Source organism: Belliella aquatica (genome assembly GCF_014637795.1).
In the GTDB taxonomy this organism is placed as follows: domain Bacteria; phylum Bacteroidota; class Bacteroidia; order Cytophagales; family Cyclobacteriaceae; genus Belliella; species Belliella aquatica.
In genome coordinates, this window is record NZ_BMFD01000006.1 from 160,113 (window position 1) to 184,773 (window position 24,661).

Here is a 24,661-nt window from a genome sequence, read left to right on the forward strand (position 1 = left end):
AGTTATCAGGAAATTAACGCTAATTTTGGTTCTAAGTTACTAAACCAAAAATAAAAGTAAGAGTTTATGCCTACTATTAAAAGTTCATATTTAGGAAATCTTAGAACCCAAATGAAACACCTTCAGTCAGGAACTGAAGTTATCACTGATGCGCCGATAGATAACAATGGAAAAGGAGAAGCTTTTTCACCGACGGATCTTGTAGCTGCGGCTTTGGGAAGCTGTATGGTGACGATCATGGGAATCGTGGCTGAAAGAGATGGACTACAGATGGAAGGGTTGACTTGGGAAGTAACCAAAGTAATGAATCCTCATCCAAGGAAAATTGCTGAAATCATCGTAGAGTTTCATTGGGAAAATGCTCCTGAGGATGAAAAAATGCTTCAAAAATTAAAAAATGCAGCAAAAACCTGCCCAGTTGCCCTAAGCCTAGACCCAGAACTTAAGCAGACGGTTATTTTCAATTTTTAAGCTAGATTAGCATTTGATGTACTAAAGACAAATCACGCTAATTTGATATTGGTCTATTTTTAATTTATTTATCAGCAGCATTGTACACATTTCAATTCTGAAATCGTGCAAGCAAAAACAATTGATGTTTCATTGTAGCACTTTCATGATTTTTTGCGTCTTGTATTTATACTTAGGAAAATAAACCGGTTCGTTGGAGCAGCACCTTATTCAAAAAGCCAGAAATGGAGATCCAAAATCTTTGGAAATGCTATATAAGCATTTCTATGGCTATGCTATAAGTATTGCTTTGCGCTACTCCAATTCTAGAGATGAAGCCTGTGAAATTGTCAATGACAGCTTCATGAAAATGTTTGACAAGCTTGATCAATATCAAGAAAAAAACTCCTTCAAAGGCTGGTTTAGAAGAATTTTGGTCAACACCTCTATCGATTATTACAGAAAGAATGTAAAGCACTTTGCAGTCATGGACATTGACGAAGCAGCTTTCGAAAGTAGTAACCCCGAGATCATTGATCAACTTTCCCAAGAAGATATTCTTCAAGCCTTGAGGAGCCTTCCAGAGATGTTGAGAATTGTCTTCAACATGTACGAGATCGAGGGGTATTCGCACAAAGAAATTGGCGATGAACTTGGAATCCCTCCTAGTTCATCGAGAACCTATCTCGCAAGAGCAAAGCAATATTTAAGAGAAAAAATAGTAGCACTTAATCATATCAATAATGAAGGAGCAGTTCGATAAAAAACTTGCTGAAAAAATCAAAGACTCCTTTGCTAATCACCAAGAGCCTTTTGATCCCAAACAATGGGAGAAATTCTCAGCAACTTATTTCAGGTCCAAAGCGCCACGCAAAAAGTTCGCATGGATTTGGTGGACTTCTGGGATCGCAGCGAGTCTGTTGATTGGAATTCTCCTTTTGTCACCATTCAATGATATTGATCAGTTCAATCAAGAGGTAATTTCTTTGCTTGAAGATGAAAAAATTTCAGAACAAAGTGAGGAATCAAGCTCTAAGGAAGAGATTTCAATATTTGATAATTCTGAAAATGATATTGGAAAAAATAGAGGAGAAGCAAATAAAGAAAGAGCAAGCCAAAGTGAAGATTTAGCAACAGAAAGAAATTCTAGCGTCGCGAAAAATCAAACCGAATCCTCTAGAAATGTAGCACAAAATCAAAATTTGAGTAAGGAAAGTGTCAACGATCCTAAATCAGATAGCTCAATCAGTTCTATATTGCCTACCAAAATAGATGAAAATAAATCCTTCATCACTGAAAATATTCAAGAGAAAGGCAATTCTACTCCCGCTCTTGCTGAAAAAGAAAAAGTAGAAAAACCGAAAAGCCTAATCTCAGAATTTGAGTTAAAAAATGCTCTGCTTGCGGATGAACAAGAAGCGCAGAAGATGATAGATGCTTGGCTAAAAGAAGATTTGACAGACAGTGATAAAGAAGTCAAATCAAAGGATCTTGATAAAGTGATGAGATTGGGAGTGATTTTAGCTCCACAGACCATTTCCAGCAATACGCAAGCGATGAACTTAGGTGCAGGGTTGATGTCTGAATTTTCCTTTTCGAAAAGGTTAAAACTTGATGTAGGACTTGCTTATGCACAACAATCTATCAATCCAAATGTGAACCAAGAGGTAAGAGCAACAAGTAGCATGGATAGTCCGATTGGAGATTTCAGAACAGCTAGTTTCTCCAATAATTTTGTAAATGCAACTTATGAACTGAGTTTTGGTCAGCTGGAAATTCCTCTGAATCTCAAATATAAAATTATTGAAAATAAAGATTCGGATTTTTATTTGATCACAGGAGTGTCGAATATGGTTTATTTGAATCAAAAGAATGTTGGGACATTTACTTCTGCTAATTTTGCAAACAATGGACTGATGTTAAATCAGCAAGCTGTACAGACTTTTACAGAAACAGTCACACCAAGTAGTACTGATGATGGCGGTGATGTTAATGTTGGTCAAATGGTGAACCTGTCTTTAGGCTACGAGTACAATCTGAAAAATGGAACATTTATATCGGTTGAGCCTTTTTATAAATTATCCGTGGGAGGTCAAACTTTCGTCAACCAACAATTTGCCATAGGTGGATTAAACTTGAGAATGAATTTTCAAATCAAAAAATAAATTATAGAGTATGAAATTAATGAAATTGCCTTCGCTTCTAATTGTATTGCTGGCAGTGATGACAAGTTGTCTTTCAGATCAAGCGTCTGATTACGAAAAAATTGTAAATAGAGACACAAGGTTGTTGAAGGCATATTTGGAGAGAAATGGAATTGATGCCATTGAAAATCCTCTGGGATATTTTTATCAAAAAGCGGAGTCAAATGACGTAGGAAACCAAATTGTTAATAAAGATATTTTAGGCATATACTATGAAATCAAAACGATAGATGGACAATTGATAGATAGCTATCTTGATGAGACAAAGCTACCAAGGATTTTTCTTCATGATGAGGGAGGACTTGTGCCTCGTGTAATGAATTTCAGTTCAGGTTTGGGGAAAGAAGGGGAGACTTTTATAATTTATGCGCCTTCATTTTTGGCATATCAGGAATATAGTTTTCAACAGTTGATTCTACCAAATTCCAACTTAGAAATCAAAATAAAATATGCAAGTATTCTCTCTGAAGAAGAAGTGGAAGATTTAGAGGATAGCTTGATTCAAGCCTATCTAGAAGAGCAAGGGAAAATTGGTTTTGAAAGGACAGAAGAAGGGCTTTATGTGAAAATTACGGACGAAAGTGCTACAGACGCTAAAGTGGCTGCCGTGGATGATATTGTAGCTTTTGAATTTGAATTGACACAAATGGGTTCCGAAACAGTAATTTCGAAGACCAATGCCAATTCACCCTTACAAGTGAAAGTTGGAGATCAAGGTAATTTAGATTTTCTGAATCTAATTTTGAAGGACTCAAAAGCTGGGATGAAAATAGAAGTATTCTCTCCTTCTCAATTAGCTTTTGGAACCACCGCCCAGGTTTTTCCATTTCAAATCAGGCAGGATTTATTTAATAAAGGAGCACTCAACTCAGTCGCAAGACCTTTTGAGCCCATTTTTTTCAAAACTACCATTAAAGAAGTGAAGTAAGCTTTCTCATCCCCTTCAGTTAATATTGAAGGGGATTTTTTAATCTTTTGAAATTTGTTTTGTGGTTATCATTGTTCAACTTTGTTCTGTTATAAACCCAAATAAGTCATGAGTTATCTTTTTGCCAGTTTTGAAGGCTGGAAGCAGTATTGTGAAGCAAATAATGTAGAACTATTCGAGGCAGTTATCGAATATGAGACAGTCCAAAAAGGAAAGCAAGAGCAAGCCATTTGGGATGGATTGCAGCACGCCTATGGGGTCATGAAAGATGCTGTAGAAACAGGACTCAATGAAGAAATGACTTCCCGATCAGGTATGATCAACAACGGAGCAAAGAAGGTTTATAAGCATCCTGTGGTAGTTTTATCACCTGAATTTCAAAGATTGATTTCAAGAGCGCTTGCAGCAAAAGAAGTGAATTCTTGCATGGGTAGGGTTGTAGCTGCACCTACGGCAGGAGCATCTGGGATTTTGCCAGGAACATTATATACGCTTCAAGAAATCCATGAACTTTCAGATAGAAAAATCCTCGAGGGACTTTTAGTAGGAGCAGGAATCGCTTTAATTATTGAAGAGAAAGCAAGTTTGGCGGGAGCTGTTGGTGGCTGTCAAGCAGAAACTGGCTCTGCTGCGGCGATGGCTGCTGGAGCAATGGTCTATTGTCTTGGAGGATCGATTGATCAAATTTTTAATGCTGTTGCAATTACTATTCAATGTATGCTTGGATTAGTTTGTGATCCAGTTGCTGGATTGGTAGAAGTGCCCTGCGTGGTTAGAAATGCAAGTGCGGCTGCCATTGCGAATAGCTCAGCACAAATTGCTTTGGCTGATGTGAGTGCAGTGATTCCTGTAGATGAATGCGTGGAGGCAATGGGTGAAATCGGTTCTAGCATGGAAAGCAAGTACAAAGAAACCGCTATGGGAGGCCTAGCAGCTACGCTTACAGGTCAAAACATCTCAAAAAGAGTCTTAATTCAGGATATTGAGATGTTGCCTGATGAGGATGTTGAATAAATAATATGATTATCCGCAATGATACCAGTAGCACTTCAAATATAGGAATAAGAATATTTTAAGTAGCTACTGGTGTAAAAGCGGACATATATAATAAATAAAATCAAAAGTAAGACCGTTGGCCGATTCCTAGATTTTTTTAATTTCCAAACTTTCTTTGGTTAATTTGTTCAATAGTATTATCACTCGGAAAAAATCAAGTACCTTTGTGCAAAATTATTGTCATGACCGAAAACACACACAAAGCAGGCTTTGTCAATATCATTGGGAAACCCAATGTCGGCAAGTCCACCTTGATGAATGTGCTTATAGGTGAAAGACTTTCGATTATCTCCTCCAAAGCCCAGACGACCCGTCATAGGATCATGGGCCTAATCAATGATGACAACTATCAAGTAGTCTTCTCGGATACACCGGGAATGTTGAAGCCTAAGTATGAGCTTCACAAAAACATGATGAGTTTTGTCCACATGTCATTGGAGGATGCAGATGTGATACTTTTCGTAACCGATCTATTCGAAACAGACGAAGAAATAGAAGACGTAATAGAAAAGATCAACCAGTCAGGCGTACCTGTACTCCTTGTTATCAATAAAGTAGATCTTTCTAAAGAAGGTCAACTTGAAGAGTTAACAGCCTATTGGACACAGCGCATCAAGACAGAAAGCGTTATTCCTATTTCTGCAACCGAAAGCTTCAACACTGAGCGAATTCTCCAAGAAATTCTAGACCGTCTACCTTTTCATCCTCCATTTTATGACAAGGCTGAATTGACAGACAAACCAGAGCGATTTTTCGCCTCTGAAATCGTGCGCGAAAAGATTTTCATCAATTATAAAAAAGAAATCCCCTACAGCACTGAAGTTGCTATTGAGGATTTTTATGAAGAAGAAAATATCATCCGTGTACGCGCCATCATTTATGTAGAGCGCAATAGCCAAAAAGGGATCATCATCGGGGAAGGCGGAAAAGCACTCAAACGAGTTGGTATCCAAGCTAGGGCTGAGATGGAAAATTTCTTTGGTAAGAAAATCTTCCTAGAGACGTATGTCAAAGTGGAAGAGGATTGGAGAAAGAACAAAAATAAGTTGAAGAAATTTGGTTACGACCAATAAGAAATAAGAAAATGTCAAATATAGTAGCAATTGTAGGGAGACCTAATGTAGGGAAATCTACCTTTTTCAATCGCTTGGTTGAGGAAAGAAAAGCGATAGAGGATAACTTATCTGGGGTTACCCGTGATAGGCATTATGGTCACGCACAGTGGGGAGGAAAATACTTTTCAGTGATTGACACTGGTGGTTATGTTATCGGTTCGGATGATGTATTCGAAGCTGAGATCAGAAAACAAGTAACCTTGGCAATCGAAGAAGCCAACGTGATCCTTTTTGTTGTAGATTGTCATGATGGATTGACTGATTTGGACAAGGAGTTTGCAAATGTGCTTAGATCCTCTAAAAAGCCAGTTTATATTGTCGCTAACAAAGCAGACACGCAAGAAAAAGAATTGAATGCATCTGAGTTCTATGCCTTAGGTTTAGGAGATTATGATGTGTTCCCAATCGCAGCTGTTTCAGGAAGCGGAACAGGTGACTTGCTGGATGAAGTGATCAAACATTTTCCAGAAGGAGGAATAGAAGATCCCGATGAAGGGATTCCGAAGATTTCTATTCTCGGAAGACCAAATGTTGGGAAATCATCTTTTCTAAATGCACTGCTTGGAACAGAAAGATCCATCGTAACAGATGAAGCTGGCACTACAAGAGATGCGATCAATACGAGATACAAGCTTTATGGGCAAGATTTCATAATTACAGATACAGCAGGTATTCGTAAGAAGTCCAAAGTAAAAGAAGATATTGAATTTTATTCGGTGATGCGTTCTTTGAGAACATTAGAGGAGTCTGATGTGATTATTGTGATGATCGATGCTGAGAGAGGATTTGAAGCGCAGGATATGAATTTGATCTCTTTGGGTATCAAAAACAACAAAGGAATCATGATCATGGTGAATAAATGGGATTTGGTCGAAAAAGATCATAAGACCATGGATACCATCAAAAAAGATATGATTGAGAAGTTGGGTGAGAATCGTTGGATTCCAATGATCTTCACCTCAGTGTTGACCAAGCAAAGAATCTTTCAAGCGATTGAGTTGGCAGTGAAGGTTTATGAAAATAAAACTAGAAAGGTGACAACTTCAAAAATCAATGATGTGATGTTGGCTGAGATCGAAAAATACCCACCACCAGCATGGAAAGGAAAGTACATTAAGATCAAGTATGTGACTCAACTTCCGACCAAAAATCCGGTTTTTGCTTTCTTCTGTAATTTACCTCAATATATCAAGAATCCTTACACGAGGTACTTGGAAAATAGGCTTAGAGAAAACTTTGATTTTGAGGGTGTTCCGATCAAAATCACGTATAAAAAGAAGTAAAAAATAAATTTGTGAAAAACACTTGACAATTACATAAACGGTGTTACATTTGCATGCTTAATTTAAGAAACAAACAAAAAAATGAAAAAGGTATTTGCATTATTCGCTGTAGCAGGAATGTTATTCACTGCATCTTGTGGCAACAAAGAAGTTTCTGAAGAAACTGAGATTGAAGTAGTAATCGAAGAGACTGAAGAGGCAACTGAAGAAGTAATCGAAGAAGCTGTTGAAGCTACTGAAGAGGTTGCTGTAGAAGTTGAAGAAACTGTTGAAGGTTAATCAACCCTCAATTCTAAAATTTAAAAACCCTCTGAGCAATCAGAGGGTTTTTTTGTAATTGATCATGTCAGGAAAAGATTTTCCGAATTCAATAAGTAGATAAAAACAAAAAATCCCCTATCGATTCCGATAGGGGATTTTTTGTTTTTATCCTTCTACTTCCGAAGCATATTCTTCAACAGGAATACAGCTACAGATTAGGTTTCTATCACCAAAAGCAGAATCGATTCTTCTTACTGTTGGCCAGAATTTATTTCCTCTAACATAAGGAAGCGGATAGACTGCCTTTTCTCTCGTATAAGGCAGGTCCCAATTGTCTGCCAAAGCTAGAACAGCCGTATGTGGTGCGTTTTTCAGAACGTTATTCTCTTTATCCGCAACTCCATCATATACTTCTTGAATCTCTGCTCTGATAGCGATCATCGCATCACAGAATCTATCCAATTCAACTACGGTTTCTGATTCAGTTGGCTCGATCATCAGTGTTCCGGCTACCGGGAATGATACTGTTGGTGCATGGAATCCGTAATCCATCAATCGCTTAGCGATGTCCTCTACCTCTATTCCGACTTCTTTGAAAGCTCGGCAGTCCAAGATCATTTCGTGCGCTGCTCTGCCACCGATACCAGTGTAAAGAATTGGATAATATTGCTCTAATTTTACTTTGATATAGTTAGCATTCAGAATTGCGATTTTTGTAGCATTCGTCAAGCCATCTCCGCCCATCATGGCGATGTAAGCATAAGAGATAGGTAAGATGCTAGCACTACCGAAAGGTGCTGCTGAAATTGCATTGATCGCCTGGGTGCCACCAGTCTGAACCAAAGGATTTCCAGGAAGGAAAGGTACTAGTTGCTCAGCTACAGAAATCGGCCCCATGCCAGGTCCACCACCACCGTGAGGGATACAGAAAGTTTTATGAAGGTTCAAATGACAAACATCAGCACCAATTCTTCCTGGGCTTGTCAATCCAACTTGTGCATTCATGTTGGCACCATCCATATAGACTTGTCCACCATGGTCGTGGATGATTTGACAAATTTCTTGGATAGCCTCTTCAAACACACCGTGAGTAGAAGGATAGGTTACCATCAAAGCAGCCAATTCATTGCTATGTGCTTCTGCTTTTTGTCTTAAATCATCGATATCGATATTTCCTTTTTCATCACACTTCACCAATACCACTTTCATTCCTGCCATGACAGCAGAAGCAGGGTTGGTTCCGTGAGCGGAAGTTGGAATGATTGCAATATTTCTGTGGTGATCGCCTCTGCTCATGTGGTAAGCTCTGATGACCATTAATCCAGCGTACTCTCCTTGAGCACCAGAGTTTGGCTGTAGAGAAGTATCAGCAAATCCTGTGATTTCTGTGAGCCAGTTTCTCAAGTTTTGGAACAATTCATAATATCCTGCTGCCTGATCCTGTGGGCAGAACGGGTGCAATTGGCCAAATTCTGGCCAAGTAACAGGAATCATTTCTGTTGTTGCATTCAACTTCATGGTACATGAGCCCAATGAAATCATTGAATGCACCAATGAAAGATCTTTGTTTTCCAAACGCTTGATGTATCTCAACATCTCGTGCTCAGCATGGAATTGGTTAAATACAGGGTGAGTCAAATAATCCGAAGTTCTTTCCAGACCTTTTGGAAGGTTTATTTCCAATCCTTCGATCAATTCGTCCCAGTTGATTTCTGCTTTTTGATTGGTTGATTTAGCAAATACTTCAATCACATCTTTTACATCTTCAAGCGTTTTTGGTTCATCAAAAGAAAGGAAAATAGCTCCTTCTTCATATCTGAAGTTCATTTCCGCAGAAAGTGCAAATGCTTGAATTTTTGATTGCTGTACCGCATCAACTTTTATTTTGATTGTATCGAAAAAGTTGCTGTTTTCCTGCTCAAATCCCATTACTTTCAAAGCCTGCGCAGTCAAACTTGCTAATCCATGTGTTCTAGCTGCAATCTCTTTCAAGCCTTTTGGTCCGTGATATACAGAATACATTCCTGCCATTACTGCAAGCAATACTTGAGCAGTACAGATGTTGGAAGTTGCTTTTTCTCTTTTAATATGTTGCTCTCGGGTTTGCAAAGCCATTCTGTAAGCTTTGTTTCCATCTCTGTCTTGTGACACACCAATGATTCTACCCGGAACTTGTCTTTTGTAAGTTTCTTTTGTTGCGAAGAATGCTGCATGAGGTCCTCCAAAGCCCATTGGAACACCCAATCTTTGGCTGGTACCTACTACTACATCAGCTCCCATTTCTCCTGGAGGTGTCAATAGTGTTAAGCTCAAAAGATCAGTTGCAAATGCAGTCAATACATTGTTTTCTTTCGCAGCAGCGACAAGAGCAGCGTGATCAATCACTTCTCCATCCATATTTGGATACTGTATCAATACTCCGAAAATATCAGCATCAGTCAAGTCCAACTCAGATAAAGGTGCAATCACCAGTTCAATTCCAACAGGAGTAGAGCGCGTGATCAACAAGTCTCTTGTCTGAGGAAATACTTTTTCATCTACGAAAAATTTGTTTGCATTTTTCTTTTCTCTAGGCTTAGAGGCGTGTAACATCGTCATCGCTTCAGCAGCAGCCGTTGCTTCATCAAGAAGAGATGCATTTGCCATTTCCATTTTGGTCAAATCCATGACCATCGTCTGGTAGTTGATCAAAGCTTCAAGTCTTCCTTGAGCAATTTCAGCCTGATAAGGAGTATAGGCGGTGTACCATCCTGGATTTTCAAGCACATTTCTCAAAATCACACCTGGTACGATAGTATCATAATATCCCAAACCAATAAATGATTTGAAGATTTTATTCTTTGAAGCCAAAGTCTTGAATTCTTTCAAAAAAGCAGCTTCAGATTTTGCGCTTGGCAAGTCCAAAGGCTTCGTCAATTGAATAGATTTTGGGATGGTTTGATCAATTAACTCGTCAATTGAAGCAGCACCAATTTTTTCAAGCATCATGTTCACATCTTCCTGAGATGGTCCATTATGCCTATTTTCAAACTTTGTAGATGGGGAAAGATTAATCTTCATAATCAATAATGTAAAGGGAATTTATTGGGGTTATATCCTCATTGATTTTCGTACCGCAAAGGTATAAATTATTGTAGGATATCAATTTGATAACTCTAAGATTTATACCACCGTAACAGTTCAAATTGATAAACGGTTTTAATCTATTAAGAAATATTTCTAAGTTTATACTCTAGTTTAGAAAACCATTAGATTTTATTTATGAAGAGAAATTATTGGATAGCAGGAATGTTATCATTGTGTCTGACCTATCAGGTGAGTGCACAAGATGCTACAGCCTTGAAATATGCAGAAAAAATCACTGCTGCGGGCTTAGAAGAAAAATTGACTTACCTGGCTTCTGACGAAATGGAAGGAAGAGATACAGGAGAAAAAGGTCAAAAAATGGCTGCTGAATATTTAGCCAATCATTATAAAACTTTAGGTCTTGCAGGTCCTGTGAATGGTGAATACCTTCAAAAATTCAACTTAGCTTCAGTTTCTTTTTCAGAAGTGAACATGACAGTTGGAAAGCAGAAGCTTGTCAACAATGAAGATTTTGTTTTCATCGGTGACGGAGATATGAAAAAAGCTGCCAAAGCTGACTTGGTATTCTTGGGTCTTGCTTCTGAAGAGAACTTAGCCAAAGTAGATGTCAAAGGTAAGCTTGTTGGCCTTTGGGCGATCGGTGAAAGAGCACAGACTGTTGTGAGAGATGTGATGGATGCAGGTGCTGCGGGTATCGTAATCGTAACAATGGAAGGTCAGGCAAATTTTGATAGACTGGCAAACAGATATAAATCACTTAGCGGTAGAGGTAGATTAGGTTTCGAACAACCTTCTAAACAAGAACCGATCTTCTTGGTAAGCTCTGATAAAATGTCTTCGCTATTCGGAACTCCTGTGGAGATTTTGAAAGAAGCAGCAAAAAACAACCCTGAGTCAATCAAGTCTCAAAAAGCTTCTTATTTGATTAAGAAAGCTACCAAATTGGTTCCTACTGAAAATGTAATGGGTTATTTGGAAGGTACAGACAAGAAGGATGAAGTTTTGGTGATTTCATCTCATTATGACCATACTGGTATCGACAGCCAAGGAAGAATCAACAATGGTGCAGATGATGATGGTTCTGGAACTGTCTCTGTGATGCAGATTGCTGAGGCATTCGCAGCTGCGGCCAAAGATGGTATCAAGCCAAGAAGAAGCATTCTTTTCTTGAATGTAACAGGTGAAGAAAAAGGACTTTTGGGTTCTGAATACTATGCCAACAACCCAATCTTCCCATTGGAAAATACAGTGAACAACATCAACATTGATATGGTGGGTAGAATAGATTATGAATATCAAGATGCCGAAGACCAAGACTATGTATATGTAATCGGTTCTGAGATGCTTTCTTCACAATTGAAAGTGATCAACGAATACAATAACATTACTTACACTGGTTTGAAATTGGATTACAGATATGATGCAGAGGATGATCCAAACAGATTCTACTACAGATCGGATCATTACAACTTTGCAAAAAACAATATTCCTGTAATTTTCTTCTTCAATGGTGTTCATGATGATTACCATCAGCACACAGACACAGTTGATAAAATAGAATTCCCTTTGATGACAAAAAGAGCAAAATTGATCTTCCATACTTCTTGGGATCTAGCTAACAGAGAGCAAAGAACTCCTGTAGATGGAACGAACACAAGAACGGACAGATAATAAAAAGATGAAATCTGAGGGATGAAGAATCTTAGTCCCGATAGCTATCGGGAAGAATTCAGATTTTAGATTTATATCAAAATTTTTAAATTAAGGCCTGCTGGATATTGATTCTGGCAGGTTTTTTTGTTTTTGAAATGAGATATGAGACACAAGATACAAGACATAAGATTCGTTAGCGTACTTCGCATCCTCCTGTAATTCTACGGGACAGGCTTAGCGAGAAACCACAAGATACTCCATTTCCCTTTTTGCTTATTATTCCCTAACTTTAAGAGAACTCTAAACACTAAGAAGTTATGAAATATCAACTCACTTTTATTTGCTTTTTGCTATTTATCACTTGGACTAGTGCACAAGAGATTCCAAGCAAAGAAATCCAAATCAAAACAGCCTTGCTTGCTGCTCCAGAGGAAATGAAAGCGGGTGCCATTGTCTATGGATATGATGAAAAAGGAGAATTTGTTGTCTTGCGCAAAGGAACCAACGAGCTCATCTGCCTGGCTGATGATCCAAAAAGTCCGGGATTCAACGCTTCCTGTTACTACAAAGAGTTAGATGAATTTATGGAAAGAGGCAGACAGTTGAAAAAGGAAGGGAAAAACACCAAAGAAATTTTTGATATCAGAGAAGTAGAGGCGAAGAGCGGAAAATTAAAAATGCCTAAGGATGGAGCGACATTGTTTGTATTGACGGCTGAAGATGCTGATTACAATAGAAATACAGGAGAAGTCAAAGATTCTTATCTCCGCTATGTGGTCTATATCCCATGGGCAACTTCTGAAAGCACCGGTTTGCCACTTCGCCCTTCAGGACCAGCCATGCCATGGATCATGGATCCCGGAACACACCGCGCCCACATCATGATCAATCCACCAAGAAATTAGGGGTGGATATAGTTATTTATTGATTAAGTGATTGGTCAATTAGATTGTTAAGTCGATTAGGGATGTAAGTTTTTCCAACATAATCATATCAGCTTATTTGCTAGTGAATCAAGAGTTGCAACTTGAGATATCTCTCGTAAGGTTGATATAACCCACAAGTAGCTTATTCAACTAATCCCTTATTCGTCTTGTTTAAGCTATCTCTATGAAATAGAATTTGAGATTTCTTCTCGCAATTCTCTGTGACAGGCTTTTCGAGCGCAAGCCAACTTTGCAACCTTTCAATATATTCTTCCAACCTTCCAGTCCCCTAATCTTCCAATTTTTCAATTTTCTAATCTTTGAACAATCCTATCTCTTCGTGCGTAAGCCAACTTTCCAACATTGCAACCTTCCAACATTACATCCCAAAATCTTCCAATCTTTAATCCTACAATTTGAGATATCTCCCTAATGGTCGATATGACTCACAAGTAACTTATTGACCAATCCCCAATAACTCAATCAACCCCCATCTTTTCACGAGTAAGCCAATTTTCCAACTTTACAACCTTCCAAAATTAAAACATAATTTCCCAATCCCTAATCAACTATTCACCAATAACTCAATCTCCTAATTCCCCTTCTTCTTCCACTTATCTTGGGTTTTCATTTGGTTTCTATTGCGTTTGGCTTTAGAGTTTTTGTTGCCGCGTTTTTCCTTTGGCTTGTTGGGGTTGGGTCTTGGAATTGCTTTTTTCTCGTGGAAGCCCCCTTTGAAATCAGGATTTTCCTTCCGCTTCTGACCATCAATCTCACGATCATAGATTTGTTTCTCGATAAAAGGAGTTGGCGTGATGGAAACTTCATCAGGAATGTTGGCTTCAGTAACTGTCATTCGGATAATTTCTTCAATCCTTTCGAAGTGATAGATTTCCGCAGGATTGACAAAAGTAATGGCTGCACCATCTTGCTCTGCGCGACCTGTTCTTCCGATACGGTGAACATAATCTTCATAAATCAAAGGCACATCAAAATTGATTACATGGCTGACCATGGTGATGTCCAGACCTCTTGCTGCCACGTCAGTAGCAACGAGAATTCTTACATCTCCAGCTTTAAAATCCTCCATGGAGTTGATGCGTGTGTTTTGTCCTTTGTTGGCGTGGATCACACGGATTTCTCCAAGATTTTTTCTGCTTAAATATGTATAAACAGATTCCGCATTTTTTCTCGATTTGGTAAAAACGATCACTCGTTTTACGTTTTCGTCTGCTAGAATATGTTCGAGAATGTTGGTTTTGGTTTTGATATTAGGGACCAAGTACTTGATCTGATGAATGGTCTCAGCTGTAGTAGCCTGTGCGGAGATTTCAACCCTTTCAGGAAATTCTAAAAATTCTGTAGAAAGGCGCTCTACTTTTTCACTGAAAGTTGCAGAGAAAAGTAGGTTTTGTCTCTTGGTGGGTATCACTTCCAAAATAGCTCTGATTTGAGGCGTAAATCCCATATCTAGCATTTTGTCGGCTTCATCCATCACCATGGTTTTAATTTCACGAACGAAGATTTCACCTTTTTTATACAGATCCATAAATCTTCCTGGCGTGGAGATGATGATATCCACACCGGCTTTAAGTTTTTCGATCTGCGTTTTTGGACCTAGTCCACCAAAAAGACAAACATATCTCAAATCGGTAAATTTACCGAAGCCAATAACAGCCTCTTCGATTTGCATACATAATTCCCTTGTCGGAGCTAAAATCAACACTCTAGGATTTTGTCCCTGAGCATATTTGGCTTTGAAAAGAACAGGAAGAACATAAGCTGCGGTTTTGCCAGTTCCAGTTTGAGCGATACCCAATACATCATGTCCAGCCAAAGCAAGTGGGATCGCTTTCTCTTGGATGGGTGTAGGTTTGATGTAGCCCGCTTCTTTGATGGCTTCTAAAAGCTGTTTATTTAATTTAAAATTTTCAAAAGATTGGGTGCTATCGGACATGATTGATTAATTTTGAAGAATTAGGAAAAAGGCTTGAATATGAACTCAAAAGAAGTTTTAAGGATTGATTTTAGCAATTGGCTTTTTCCTTTTGTCAATTACAGATGTTAATAACCTTTCACATAAAATTAAAATTCCATGAAAAGTATATTGATCACCGGTGCAAATATAGTAAATGAAGGTAAGATTACCCCCTTGGATATCTTGATCCAAGATGGCTTATTTTATAATATTGGAAAAGACCTGTCAGAATTTGATGCGGATATTAAAATTGATGCAAGAGGAAAGTACATTTTTCCAGGTCTCATTGATGATCAAGTCCATTTTAGGGAGCCAGGTTTGACGCATAAGGCGGACATTTATACTGAAAGTAAATCTGCCGTAGCAGGTGGAATTACCACTTATATGGAAATGCCCAATACTGTTCCGCAAGCCACTACGATAGAATTGCTTGAAGACAAATACAAGATCGCTTCTGAAAAATCTTTGGCGAATTATTCTTTTTATTTAGGGGCAACCAATGACAATATTGATGAAATTTTAAAAGTTGATCCAGAAAATGTTTGCGGGATTAAGGTTTTCCAAGGATCGTCCACCGGAAACATGCTGGTAGATAATCAAGAGAGCCTCAAGAGAATTTTTTCGGAATGTAAACTATTGATCGCTACGCACAGCGAAAATGACGACATCATTAAAGAGAACTTGGATAGATACAAGGAAGAGTTTGGGGAAGATATCCCGACGTCATATCATCCAAAAATAAGAACAGATGAGGCTTGTTATGATGCGTCAAAGCGTGTGGTGGACTTAGCAAGACAGTATGGGTCTAAATTGCATGTTTTGCATATCAGTACAGCTCGAGAAGTAGAGTTGTTTGACAGCAATTTGCCATTGGAAGAGAAAAGAATTACTGCGGAAGCTTGTGTGCATCACCTTTGGTTTTCGGAAGAGGACTACGAAGAGAAGGGTAATTTTATCAAATGGAATCCAGCGATCAAAACAGCTGAGGATAGAGCAGGAGTATTGAAAGGTGTGCTGGAAGGAAATATTGATGTCATTGCGACGGATCATGCGCCGCATACATTAGAAGAGAAAAGTGAAAAGTATCTAAAGGCTCCTTCAGGAGGTCCTTTGGCACAGCATAGTTTGGTTGCTTTGTTGGATCTGTATCATGATCGCAAGATCAGGCTTGAAGAGATTGCGCAAAAGACAAGTCATAATGTGGCCATTTTATTTGAAATCGAAAAGCGTGGTTTTATCAGACCAGGTTACCATGCAGATATGGTTATAGTAGATTTGGATAGTCCTTGGGAAGTCAAGAGAGAAAATGTGCTTTCGAAATGTGGTTGGTCACCTTTTGAAGGACATACTTTCAAATCAAAAATCACGCATACGATCGTTTCAGGACACTTGGCGTACGATAATGGCACATTCAATGAAGAAAAGAAGGGAGAGCGATTAAAATTTTCTAGAAAATAAATTGATTTTGTTTGCTTAGAATAATCCGAAATACTACTTTTGCAGTCCGTTCAGATAGATGATCTGAAATTAGTAACTACATGGTGGTTGTAGCTCAGCTGGTTAGAGCGCTGGTTTGTGGATCCAGAGGTCGCCGGTTCGAACCCGGTCTTCCACCCTTAACCCCTCCTCGTGAGGGGTTTTTTCATTTTTAAGAGATTAAAATGAACTAAAATGGCATAAGTTTTGTCTAAAAAAAGTAAAAAATTAAATCAACTATACTGTAATGTTTACATTATTTAAAGCTTCACCAAAATTTCCTAAGGTGCAACCGCTAAATGTCAAATTCATTCAGCGATACATTGAGAAGTTTGAAGAGTCGATTAAGACCTTTGAAGAACTCCAAAAAGAAAGTGTTAGCTCGTAGTTAAGAGCATAGATTTAAAGGTTATGGAAACATAACCTTTATTTTTTGTCTAATAGTTTTTCTTTCATGGTGTAAAAAACTATTTTTATGGAAATCTCCAAACTTTTAACCAAATGAGTTACATCCATTTTGACAAAACCCAATTAATAAATCTTAATTACTCCCTAGATCGCGAAATAATCAGAACCAACAGAGGAGGTTCTTATACGAGTACGACCATTATTGGCTGTAATACAAGAAAATATCATGGGTTGTTGGTTTCTCCGCAGCCTCAGATTGATTCTCAACTCCACGTCTTACTGTCTACAGTTCATGAAACCGTCATACAAAGGGGAGCAAGTTTTAATTTAGGAATCAATAAATATCCAGGGAATTATTCTCCGAGAGGTCACAAATATTTGGAGGATTTCGACTCAGAACCGATTCCTAAATTGACTTATAGAGTGGGAGGAGTGGTATTGCAAAAAGAACTTATTTTGGATACCAATCGAGATAGGGTGATGATTCGATATACGCTTTTAGACGCCCATTCACCAACCAAAATCAGAATTAGCCCTTTTCTTGCCTTTCGAGGATATCACAATCTCTCCAAAGAAAATGCTGATATCAATAAAGAGTTTCAGAAAGCTCCAAATGGAGCAATTTTTCAACTATACCCAGCGTATTCTCCCTTATACTTACAAGTCTCAAAAAAGAATCACTTTGAATCAAACCCGAACTGGTATAACAATATCGAATATATTTTAGAGAGGGAAAGGGGATATGATTATCAGGAAGATTTATTTGTGCCTGGCTATTTTGAATTTGACATTGAAAAAGGAGAGTCAGTTATTTTTTCTGCAGGTTTGACCGAAGCAGATCCTAGTACAAGACAGCGCGCATTTGAAAAAGAATTGGCAAGGAGAATCCCTAGAAGTAATTTTGAAAATTGTTTAAAAAATTCTGCAGGACAATTTATTCAAAAAAGAGAAGGGAAAACTCATGTGATCGCTGGTTATCCATGGTTCGGGTGGTGGGGCAGAGATACTTTTGTTGCCGCGCCAGGCTTGACATTGGCTAATGAAGATAATAAAGATACTTTCCTAGAAATTATGGATACCATGGTAGCTGATTTGCACGGTCCTTTGTTTCCAAATGTAGGAAGCGGAGTGATGCGCAATATGAATTCTATGGATGCTCCGCTTTGGTTTTTTTGGTCACTGCAGCAGTATGTGGCTTTCACGGGAGATACGAAGCTTATTAAAAAGAAGTATCTAGAAAAGATGAAAGGGATCATCGATGGCTATCGAGCTGGAACAGACTACAACATCCACATGCTTGAAAACGGCTTGATGTACGGAGGAGAAGAAGGTATCGCCCTTACATGGATGGATGCGGTCAACTCTGATGGACCTGTGACACCAAGAATCGGCTGTCCTGTTGAAGTGAATGCACTCTGGTATAATGCACTTTGTTTTTACAACGAGCTGACTGACGACAGCGAGATTGGAGATTTGGCCCAAAAAGTCAAAATAAGTTTCGTGGAAGAGTTTTGGGATGAAAAGAAAGGCTATTTGGCAGATTATATCAATGGAAATTATAAGGATTGGGCAATTAGGCCGAATATGATTTTTGCTACTTCTCTGGTTTACAGTCCTTTGGAAGAAAGTCAGATGGACAGTATTTTAGAGATTGTAAAATCTAAATTGCTTACTCCTAGGGGATTGCGATCACTATCCCCAGATGATCCAGGATATAAAGGTTACTATTTTGGCAATCAGTATACGCGTGATGTTGCCTACCATAATGGAACAGTATGGGCGTGGCTTTTGGGACACTTCGCAGAGGCCTACTTAAAGCTGCATGATAAGTCAGGTAAAAACTTCATCGAAAAAATCATCAAGGGTTTTGATAGTGTGATGACTCAATATGGTGTTGGGACTGTAGCTGAAATCTATGATGGTGATCCCCCACACCGCCCAAAGGGAGCGATTTCGCAAGCATGGAGTGTAGGTGAGTTATTAAGAATGATGTATTTAGTGAACAAAGTTTAACGCTATTTTATGAAGGTTTTAATGTTTGGGTGGGAATTCCCACCACATATATCTGGAGGTCTTGGAACAGCCTGTTATGGCTTGGTCAAAGGACTCGTTCATCACAAACAGGATATTATTTTTGTAGTTCCTAAACTATGGGGAGATGAGGAGCCTCTAGCGGATTTTGTTAATGCTAGCGGTGTGACCATAGATTATAGAGAAAAGAAATTCAAGCAGATTTGGAAGAATCTCACCTATTTGGAAGTAGGGAGTTTTTTAGTTCCTTATTTGGGGCCTGAGGAATTCAAAAAATATACTGATTATGCCATGCACGACAGGGTGGATGTAGATGAAAGTGTGTTTAGCAATAAATTTGAGTTTAGCGGTAAATATGGAAAAGACCTCATGAAGGAAGTTTCCAGATATGCTTTAGTCGCGGCTCAAATCGCAAAATCAAAAGATCACGATGTCATTCATGCCCATGATTGGCTAGCCTATCCTGCGGGAATTGCGGCCAAGCATATGAGCGGAAAACCACTTGTAGCGCATATCCACGCGACTGAATTTGACAGATCGGGAGAATCTGTAAACAAGCCAGTTTTTGATATTGAATATGCAGGACTTCATGCTGCTGACCATGTGGTCGCTGTTAGTCATCTGACAAGAAATATTGTCATCAACAAATATGGTGTTCATCCAGATAAAGTGAGTGTACTCCACAATGCGGTGTTGGATGCAAGTATTATCGAGTCCAAAGTAAAGAAAAAGGTTCCTGAAAAAATTGTAACATTCCTGGGAAGGATTACTTTCCAAAAAGGGCCTGAGTATTTTGTAGAAGCAGCAAAAAAAGTCATCGATAGAGATCCAAATGTGAGGTTTGTCATGGCAGGTAATGGAGATCTGCTCAATAGGATGATTGATCGAGTAGCAGAATTGGGTATGGGAACAAGGTTTCATTTTACAGGATTCCTCAAAGGTCAAGATGTAGATGACATGTACGCCATGTCAGATGTGTATGTGATGCCATCTGTTTCTGAGCCATTTGGAATTGCACCTCTAGAGGCGGTCAGGCACAATACTCCAGTGATTATCTCCAAGCAATCGGGAGTAGCTGAAGTTTTGCAAAATGCTGTCAAGATTGATTTTTGGGATGTCGATGCGATGGCAGATGCCATTTTTGCCTTGCTTCATTATCCGAGCATTTCCAAAATGTTCAAAGAATTAGGTAGCGAAGAATTGAAAAATTTAAAATGGGAACACGTCGCTGCCAAATTAGTCACTGTTTATGAAAAAATAACTAAAGAATAGCCATGAGAACGATCTGTTTTTATTTTCAAGTACATCAGCCTTTAAGGATTAAGCCTTATCGTTTTTTTGACATAGGTGATGATCATTATTATTGGGACGATTACAGCAATAAAAGTATCATGCGTAAAGTAGCACAAAAATGCTATCTACCCATGAATGCACTTCTGTTAGACTTGATCAACCATTATAATGGGGCTTTTAAAGTCAGTTTTTCAATTTCAGGCGTTTGTTTAGATCAGTTTGAAGCTTATGCACCTGATGTACTCGAGAGTTTTAAGAAACTCGTGGCTACGGGTCATGTGGAATTGTTGAGTGAGACCGATGGTCATGCATTGTGTGCCTTAAAAAGTAAGGATGAGTTCACCAGAATGGTGAAAACACATAAGGAAAAAATCAAAAAGCATTTTGATGGCTATGAGCCAAGGGTGTTTAGAAATACAGAATTGATCTATTCAGATTCTATCGGTGCTACAGTAGCAGAGATGGGTTATGAGGGGATTTTGACAGAAGGAGCTAAGCATATCTTGGGCTGGAAGAGTCCAAATTATGTTTACCAAAATTCAATCAAACCTGAGCTGAAAGTCCTCTTGAAAAACTTCCAACTCAGTGATGATATTGCTTTCAGATTTTCAAATAAAACTTGGGCAGATTATCCATTGACCACTGACAAATTTGTCAGATGGATCAATAATATTCCAAAAGAAGAAGAAACATTAAACCTATTTATGGATTATGAAACCTTCGGAGAGCATCAATGGGCAGATTCAGGAATATTTGAATTTATGAGAGCATTGCCAAATGCGGTATTCAACGGCAGTGATTTTGGTTTTTCTACTCCATCAGAAGTTCTCAAAGGCGCGAAGATGATTTCTACAATTCACGTCCCAACACCTATTTCTTGGGCTGATGAAGAGCGGGATTTGACAGCTTGGTTGGGGAATGATTTGCAAGATGAGGCCTTTGGAAAGCTCTATGAATTAGAGGAAAAGGTCAAGCAGATCGATGATGCTGAGATTCAAAGGGATTGGGTTTATTTACAAACATCTGATCACTTCTATTATATGTGTACCAAGTTTTTCTCAGATGGAGATATTCACGCCTATTTTAGCCCTTACGATTCTCCTTATGATGCATTTATCAATTATATGAATGTATTAAGTGATTTTATTCTCAGAGTAGATAAAAGGATAAAAGAGAAAAACGCCAAATGAAAATGAGATCCTGGATATATTTTGTTTTGATTGGGGCGGTTCTAAGTGCCTGTCATCTGAAAATTGATCAGAAAAATGATAAAGTAGAGTCTAGTAAAAAAGAATTGATCATTACGCGATTTGATAGACCTGATGCGAGTATTCTCAAGGGAGTACATATTCCTGCAGACAAATCATATTTTTATACTTCGGGATTGGTAGCAGATGCGATCAATCCTGAAGCCGTACCAGGGACTTACGAGCGCTACGGCAATACCTATCAGCAAAGCATCAGTACCCTAGAAAAAATCAAAGCTACTTTGAAAGAAGCTGATTTTGAGATGGAAGATGTGTTTTTCCTTCGAGTTTACTTGGCTCCAGATCAAGATGGCAAAGTAGATTGGCAGGCTTGGTTTGATGCCTATGGGGAGTATTTCAATAATGATGAAAATCCGAATAAAGTAGCGAGAAGTACCATCGCTGTTTATGCTTTAGCCAATCCTGATTTACTAATAGAAATCGAAGCAGTAGCTGCAAAATGAAAAAACGCTCATTATTAATAGCCTTCTGCTTGGTTTTTTCTTTGTCTTCTTGTGATGTGGAGGATGTTTTTAAGGGACTCAAATGGGGCATGGATAATTTTATTGGAGAGGGTTTCTTGCCTTCCGATGAGATAGTTGCTTTAGGAGCTTTTCAGAGAACAGAAGTGAATCTGCAGCAGAAAACAGAAAATGGTGAAGCTGCCGGTACGATTGAGTTGAAGCTTTATAATGGAAATTCTGAAGCGCTAAGATTTAATGAAGAGGGCACAGCTAGAAAATGTGCAGAGCTATATGCGGAAGGTTTTTCAAAGATTGAAGATTACCAAAAAATTATGATTTATCTGATTCAAACGGACCCGTTTAATCCAGACAATATCGCGATAACCGAATATGTATTTGAAGTCAAAGATTTCCTTTAATTAATAGTTATTTATTAATAGTAGATTAGTTATTAATTAGGCGAAGCATTATATTTTAAAATTGGATTAGAGACTAATACGAAAGAGGAGATTCCGTTTCTATTAATAAGCGATAAAAATAAATTTACTCAAATAAACTCCCCAGCTTTATGAATTTGAATCAAGAATTTCAACACCCACCTGTCAACACCTCAGATTGGTTTTTGACAGTATTTATTGCCAATATCCCGCTAATAGGTTTTATTATGCTTATTGTATGGGCTTTGGACAAAAATGGAAACCCTAGCAAAGCTAACTGGGCAAAAGCCAAACTTCTTTGGATTGCCATTGCATTTGGAATTGGTATAATAATCTTTATGTTTATTGGATTTGGAGCAATTTCCGGGATATTCGATAATTTTAACCCAGATGAATTCGATATAAGTTAATGCAAATTAAAGCGATTTGTACCGATATTGATGGTACTTTACTCAATGGGGACAGAGTTTTGTCCCCAAGATTACTTCAAGCGATAGCGCGATTACCCAAAGATTTCCCAATTATACTCGCTTCTTCTCGGATGCCTGATGCCATGCGCCATTTGCAGCAGGATATGGGTAGACTTGGTGAGCCCTTGATTTGTTATAATGGAGGTTTTGTCATCCATGACGAGCAAAAGGAGATCATCGATGATGTGTCGATTTCACTTGATCATTGCGAAGCATTGGTCAAAATCGCCAAAGGAACGCAGGTGCATGTGAGTCTTTATCAAGGAGAGGATTGGTTTGAACCTCAATATGACTATTGGGCAGAACGGGAAGCGAGAAATACGCGGGTAGATCCCACTGTTCAACCCTTAGATCAGGTTTTGGCCTTGTGGAAATCAAGAAAAAAAGGAGCGCACAAAGTGATGTGTATGGGACCTGCAGAAGAGATTGACTTTTTCTTCCAAAATGCGCAACAACACCTTGGAGAAGACTTGCACCTCTACCGCTCAAAAGACACCTATATAGAAATTGCACCTAAATCAATATCCAAAGCATCAGCACTTGAGTTGCTACTCGATCGAAAATATCAAATAAGGATGGATGAAGTGATGGCTTTTGGAGATAATTATAATGATATAGAAATGCTCCAAGCTGTAGGGATGGGAGTAGCTGTTGGCAACGCACGAGCGGAAGTCAAGGCAATTTCAGATCGAGTGACTTTGAGTAATAAAGAAGATGGAGTAGCGGTGATGATTGAGGAGGTGTTGTTGGGATAAAACTTTCGAAAATATATTGAAATTGTAAAAATATTGACTGAGGATCGATTGATAAATAAATTTCAATTTAGATCAAGCATATTCGATTTCAATGAATCTACTACTTATGAATTATTATTTGGATCAAGATTTATACCTACTGAAATATGAAAAATTTTGAATTTAAGATCAGTATGTTCGTATCGATTTTATTGCTAATGATGTTGTTTGTTCATTTTGTGCCAAGTTTGGATAAGTCATTAGCTTTTAATGCATACAAAAGTGTATTTGTAGTAATAGGAATCCAAAATATTTTATTCGTAATTATTTTAATCTTCTCTTTTATTTTAACTGTAAAATTAGGATTGAAAAAGAAATAATGCTCTAGGATAACTATCTTATATATTTTTTTCTTCATACTTTCTTACAACAACCCCTCCCCACTTTCAGCTTCATCTACTGCCTTGTGAAGGAAATCGTGAAAAGGTTTCATCAGCCTGAAGGTATCAAGGGTTTTGGTCTTGAAATTGCCAGAAGAAATGTCTTTATCAGCCAAAGGCGTAGATACGATAAAACTCTTGTATCTCAGCAAATCAATATGTGGATGCTCGGCATCATAATCTCTTGGGCTTGTTTTGAGTTGCTCGCCTTCCAAGCTGGAAAAATGTTTCTTGAAAGTGGGTTCATTGAGGATCTTAAGTAGTTCTTCTCCAGAGTAATCGATTTCTTGACGAATTTTTTTCAGGATATCAGCGGGAGGCATCCATATTCCGCCAGCGATGAAACTGCCACCGGGTTGTATATGGAGATAATACCCTGGATCATTGGATTTTTTACCTCCTACGGAGAAGTATGCTGCTAAATTGGTTTTGTAAGGGGCTTTGTTTGCAGAAAAACGGATATCTCTATTTTGCCTGAAAACACAATCTTTGGCTTTAAAAGCCGTCAATGCAGGCTCCCAAGAGGTTATGCCGCCTAACAATTCTCCTACATCTTCAATAAACTCCCCTCTCACCTTCTGATACCAATCCCGATTGGCATCCATCCATTCTTTGGAGTTGTTACTGGCTAATTCTTTTAGAAAATCAAGGTATGGAGTTGGCATAATAATAGGATTTTTTGTAAAAGTAACACGAGAATTGAGGAGAGGTTCGAAAAGA

21 protein-coding genes and 1 tRNA gene are annotated in these 24,661 nt (G+C 38.4%); 19 read left to right on the forward strand and 3 right to left on the reverse strand.

Annotated elements, in window-relative coordinates; genetic code table 11:
• Positions 1-66: 66 nt before the first annotated feature.
• The 8 genes from IEV57_RS10730 (at position 67) to IEV57_RS10765 (ending at position 7,315) form a co-directional block, all read left to right on the forward strand.
• A complete protein-coding gene (locus tag IEV57_RS10730; RefSeq protein ID WP_188442595.1) occupies positions 67-471 on the forward strand; it encodes an OsmC family protein in 405 nt (134 codons plus the stop codon).
• 193 nt (positions 472-664) lie between these two features.
• On the forward strand, positions 665-1,213 hold the full coding sequence (locus IEV57_RS10735; protein ID WP_188442597.1) for an RNA polymerase sigma factor: 549 nt from the start codon (positions 665-667) through the stop codon (positions 1,211-1,213).
• Entirely contained in the window at positions 1,194-2,615 is a 1,422-nt protein-coding gene (locus IEV57_RS10740) for an outer membrane beta-barrel protein (RefSeq protein ID WP_188442599.1), read from the forward strand. Before IEV57_RS10735 ends, IEV57_RS10740 begins: the two co-directional genes overlap by 20 nt.
• Positions 2,616-2,625: 10 nt before the next feature.
• Positions 2,626-3,582, forward strand: coding sequence for an FKBP-type peptidyl-prolyl cis-trans isomerase (locus IEV57_RS10745; RefSeq protein WP_229744390.1), 957 nt, complete (start codon positions 2,626-2,628; stop codon positions 3,580-3,582).
• A 108-nt stretch (positions 3,583-3,690) separates the two neighbouring features.
• Positions 3,691-4,596 carry an L-serine ammonia-lyase, iron-sulfur-dependent, subunit alpha gene (gene sdaAA, locus IEV57_RS10750; protein WP_188442601.1) on the forward strand — a complete coding sequence of 302 codons (906 nt, stop codon included), beginning with the start codon at positions 3,691-3,693 and terminating at the stop codon, positions 4,594-4,596.
• Between the two features lie 224 nt (positions 4,597-4,820).
• The gene (era, locus tag IEV57_RS10755; RefSeq protein WP_188442603.1) at positions 4,821-5,711 is read left to right on the forward strand and encodes a GTPase Era; all 891 of its coding nucleotides are present in this window, start codon (positions 4,821-4,823) and stop codon (positions 5,709-5,711) included.
• A gap of 11 nt (positions 5,712-5,722) precedes the next feature.
• Positions 5,723-7,036, forward strand: a complete 1,314-nt coding sequence (gene der, locus IEV57_RS10760; protein WP_188442605.1) for a ribosome biogenesis GTPase Der — start codon at positions 5,723-5,725, stop codon at positions 7,034-7,036.
• An 81-nt stretch (positions 7,037-7,117) separates the two neighbouring features.
• Positions 7,118-7,315 (forward strand): hypothetical protein, encoded by a 198-nt coding sequence (locus IEV57_RS10765; protein WP_014772151.1) that lies wholly within the window; start codon positions 7,118-7,120, stop codon positions 7,313-7,315.
• A gap of 147 nt (positions 7,316-7,462) precedes the next feature.
• Here the strand turns inward: IEV57_RS10765 and gcvP are convergent, their stop codons facing one another.
• Positions 7,463-10,357: an aminomethyl-transferring glycine dehydrogenase gene (gene gcvP, locus IEV57_RS10770; protein ID WP_188442607.1), complete on the reverse strand. Its 2,895-nt coding sequence runs from the start codon at positions 10,355-10,357 to the stop codon at positions 7,463-7,465.
• A gap of 201 nt (positions 10,358-10,558) precedes the next feature.
• Between gcvP and IEV57_RS10775 the strand changes: the two genes are divergently transcribed.
• Both IEV57_RS10775 and IEV57_RS10780 read left to right on the forward strand, forming a co-directional pair.
• Positions 10,559-12,055 (forward strand): M28 family peptidase, encoded by a 1,497-nt coding sequence (locus IEV57_RS10775; RefSeq protein ID WP_188442609.1) that lies wholly within the window; start codon positions 10,559-10,561, stop codon positions 12,053-12,055.
• Positions 12,056-12,354: 299 nt separating this feature from the next.
• On the forward strand, positions 12,355-12,942 hold the full coding sequence (locus IEV57_RS10780; RefSeq protein ID WP_188442611.1) for a hypothetical protein: 588 nt from the start codon (positions 12,355-12,357) through the stop codon (positions 12,940-12,942).
• A gap of 613 nt (positions 12,943-13,555) precedes the next feature.
• Here the strand turns inward: IEV57_RS10780 and IEV57_RS10785 are convergent.
• On the reverse strand, positions 13,556-14,920 hold the full coding sequence (locus tag IEV57_RS10785; RefSeq protein WP_188442613.1) for a DEAD/DEAH box helicase: 1,365 nt from the start codon (positions 14,918-14,920) through the stop codon (positions 13,556-13,558).
• Positions 14,921-15,058: 138 nt separating this feature from the next.
• Between IEV57_RS10785 and IEV57_RS10790 the strand changes: the two genes are divergently transcribed.
• From IEV57_RS10790 to IEV57_RS10830, 9 genes are all read left to right on the forward strand, one after another.
• Entirely contained in the window at positions 15,059-16,399 is a 1,341-nt protein-coding gene (locus IEV57_RS10790) for a dihydroorotase (RefSeq protein ID WP_188442614.1), read from the forward strand.
• A gap of 82 nt (positions 16,400-16,481) precedes the next feature.
• Positions 16,482-16,557, forward strand: a tRNA-His gene (locus IEV57_RS10795).
• A gap of 361 nt (positions 16,558-16,918) precedes the next feature.
• Entirely contained in the window at positions 16,919-18,838 is a 1,920-nt protein-coding gene (locus tag IEV57_RS10800) for an amylo-alpha-1,6-glucosidase (RefSeq protein WP_188442616.1), read from the forward strand.
• 9 nt (positions 18,839-18,847) lie between these two features.
• Entirely contained in the window at positions 18,848-20,128 is a 1,281-nt protein-coding gene (locus IEV57_RS10805) for a glycosyltransferase family 4 protein (RefSeq protein WP_188442618.1), read from the forward strand.
• Between the two features lie 2 nt (positions 20,129-20,130).
• On the forward strand, positions 20,131-21,339 hold the full coding sequence (locus IEV57_RS10810) for a glycoside hydrolase family 57 protein (RefSeq protein WP_188442620.1): 1,209 nt from the start codon (positions 20,131-20,133) through the stop codon (positions 21,337-21,339).
• Positions 21,340-21,341: 2 nt separating this feature from the next.
• Positions 21,342-21,860, forward strand: coding sequence for a RidA family protein (locus IEV57_RS10815; protein ID WP_188442622.1), 519 nt, complete (start codon positions 21,342-21,344; stop codon positions 21,858-21,860).
• The gene (locus tag IEV57_RS10820) at positions 21,857-22,279 is read left to right on the forward strand and encodes a hypothetical protein (RefSeq protein ID WP_188442624.1); all 423 of its coding nucleotides are present in this window, start codon (positions 21,857-21,859) and stop codon (positions 22,277-22,279) included. The genes IEV57_RS10815 and IEV57_RS10820 overlap by 4 nt, the downstream gene beginning before the upstream one ends.
• A gap of 149 nt (positions 22,280-22,428) precedes the next feature.
• Positions 22,429-22,707 carry a hypothetical protein gene (locus IEV57_RS10825; RefSeq protein ID WP_188442627.1) on the forward strand — a complete coding sequence of 93 codons (279 nt, stop codon included), beginning with the start codon at positions 22,429-22,431 and terminating at the stop codon, positions 22,705-22,707.
• The gene (locus tag IEV57_RS10830) at positions 22,707-23,522 is read left to right on the forward strand and encodes a Cof-type HAD-IIB family hydrolase (RefSeq protein ID WP_188442629.1); all 816 of its coding nucleotides are present in this window, start codon (positions 22,707-22,709) and stop codon (positions 23,520-23,522) included. The genes IEV57_RS10825 and IEV57_RS10830 overlap by 1 nt, the downstream gene beginning before the upstream one ends.
• 403 nt (positions 23,523-23,925) lie before the next feature.
• Here the strand turns inward: IEV57_RS10830 and IEV57_RS10835 are convergent, their stop codons facing one another.
• Positions 23,926-24,606, reverse strand: coding sequence for a DUF2461 domain-containing protein (locus IEV57_RS10835; protein WP_188442631.1), 681 nt, complete (start codon positions 24,604-24,606; stop codon positions 23,926-23,928).
• Positions 24,607-24,661: the final 55 nt, after the last annotated feature.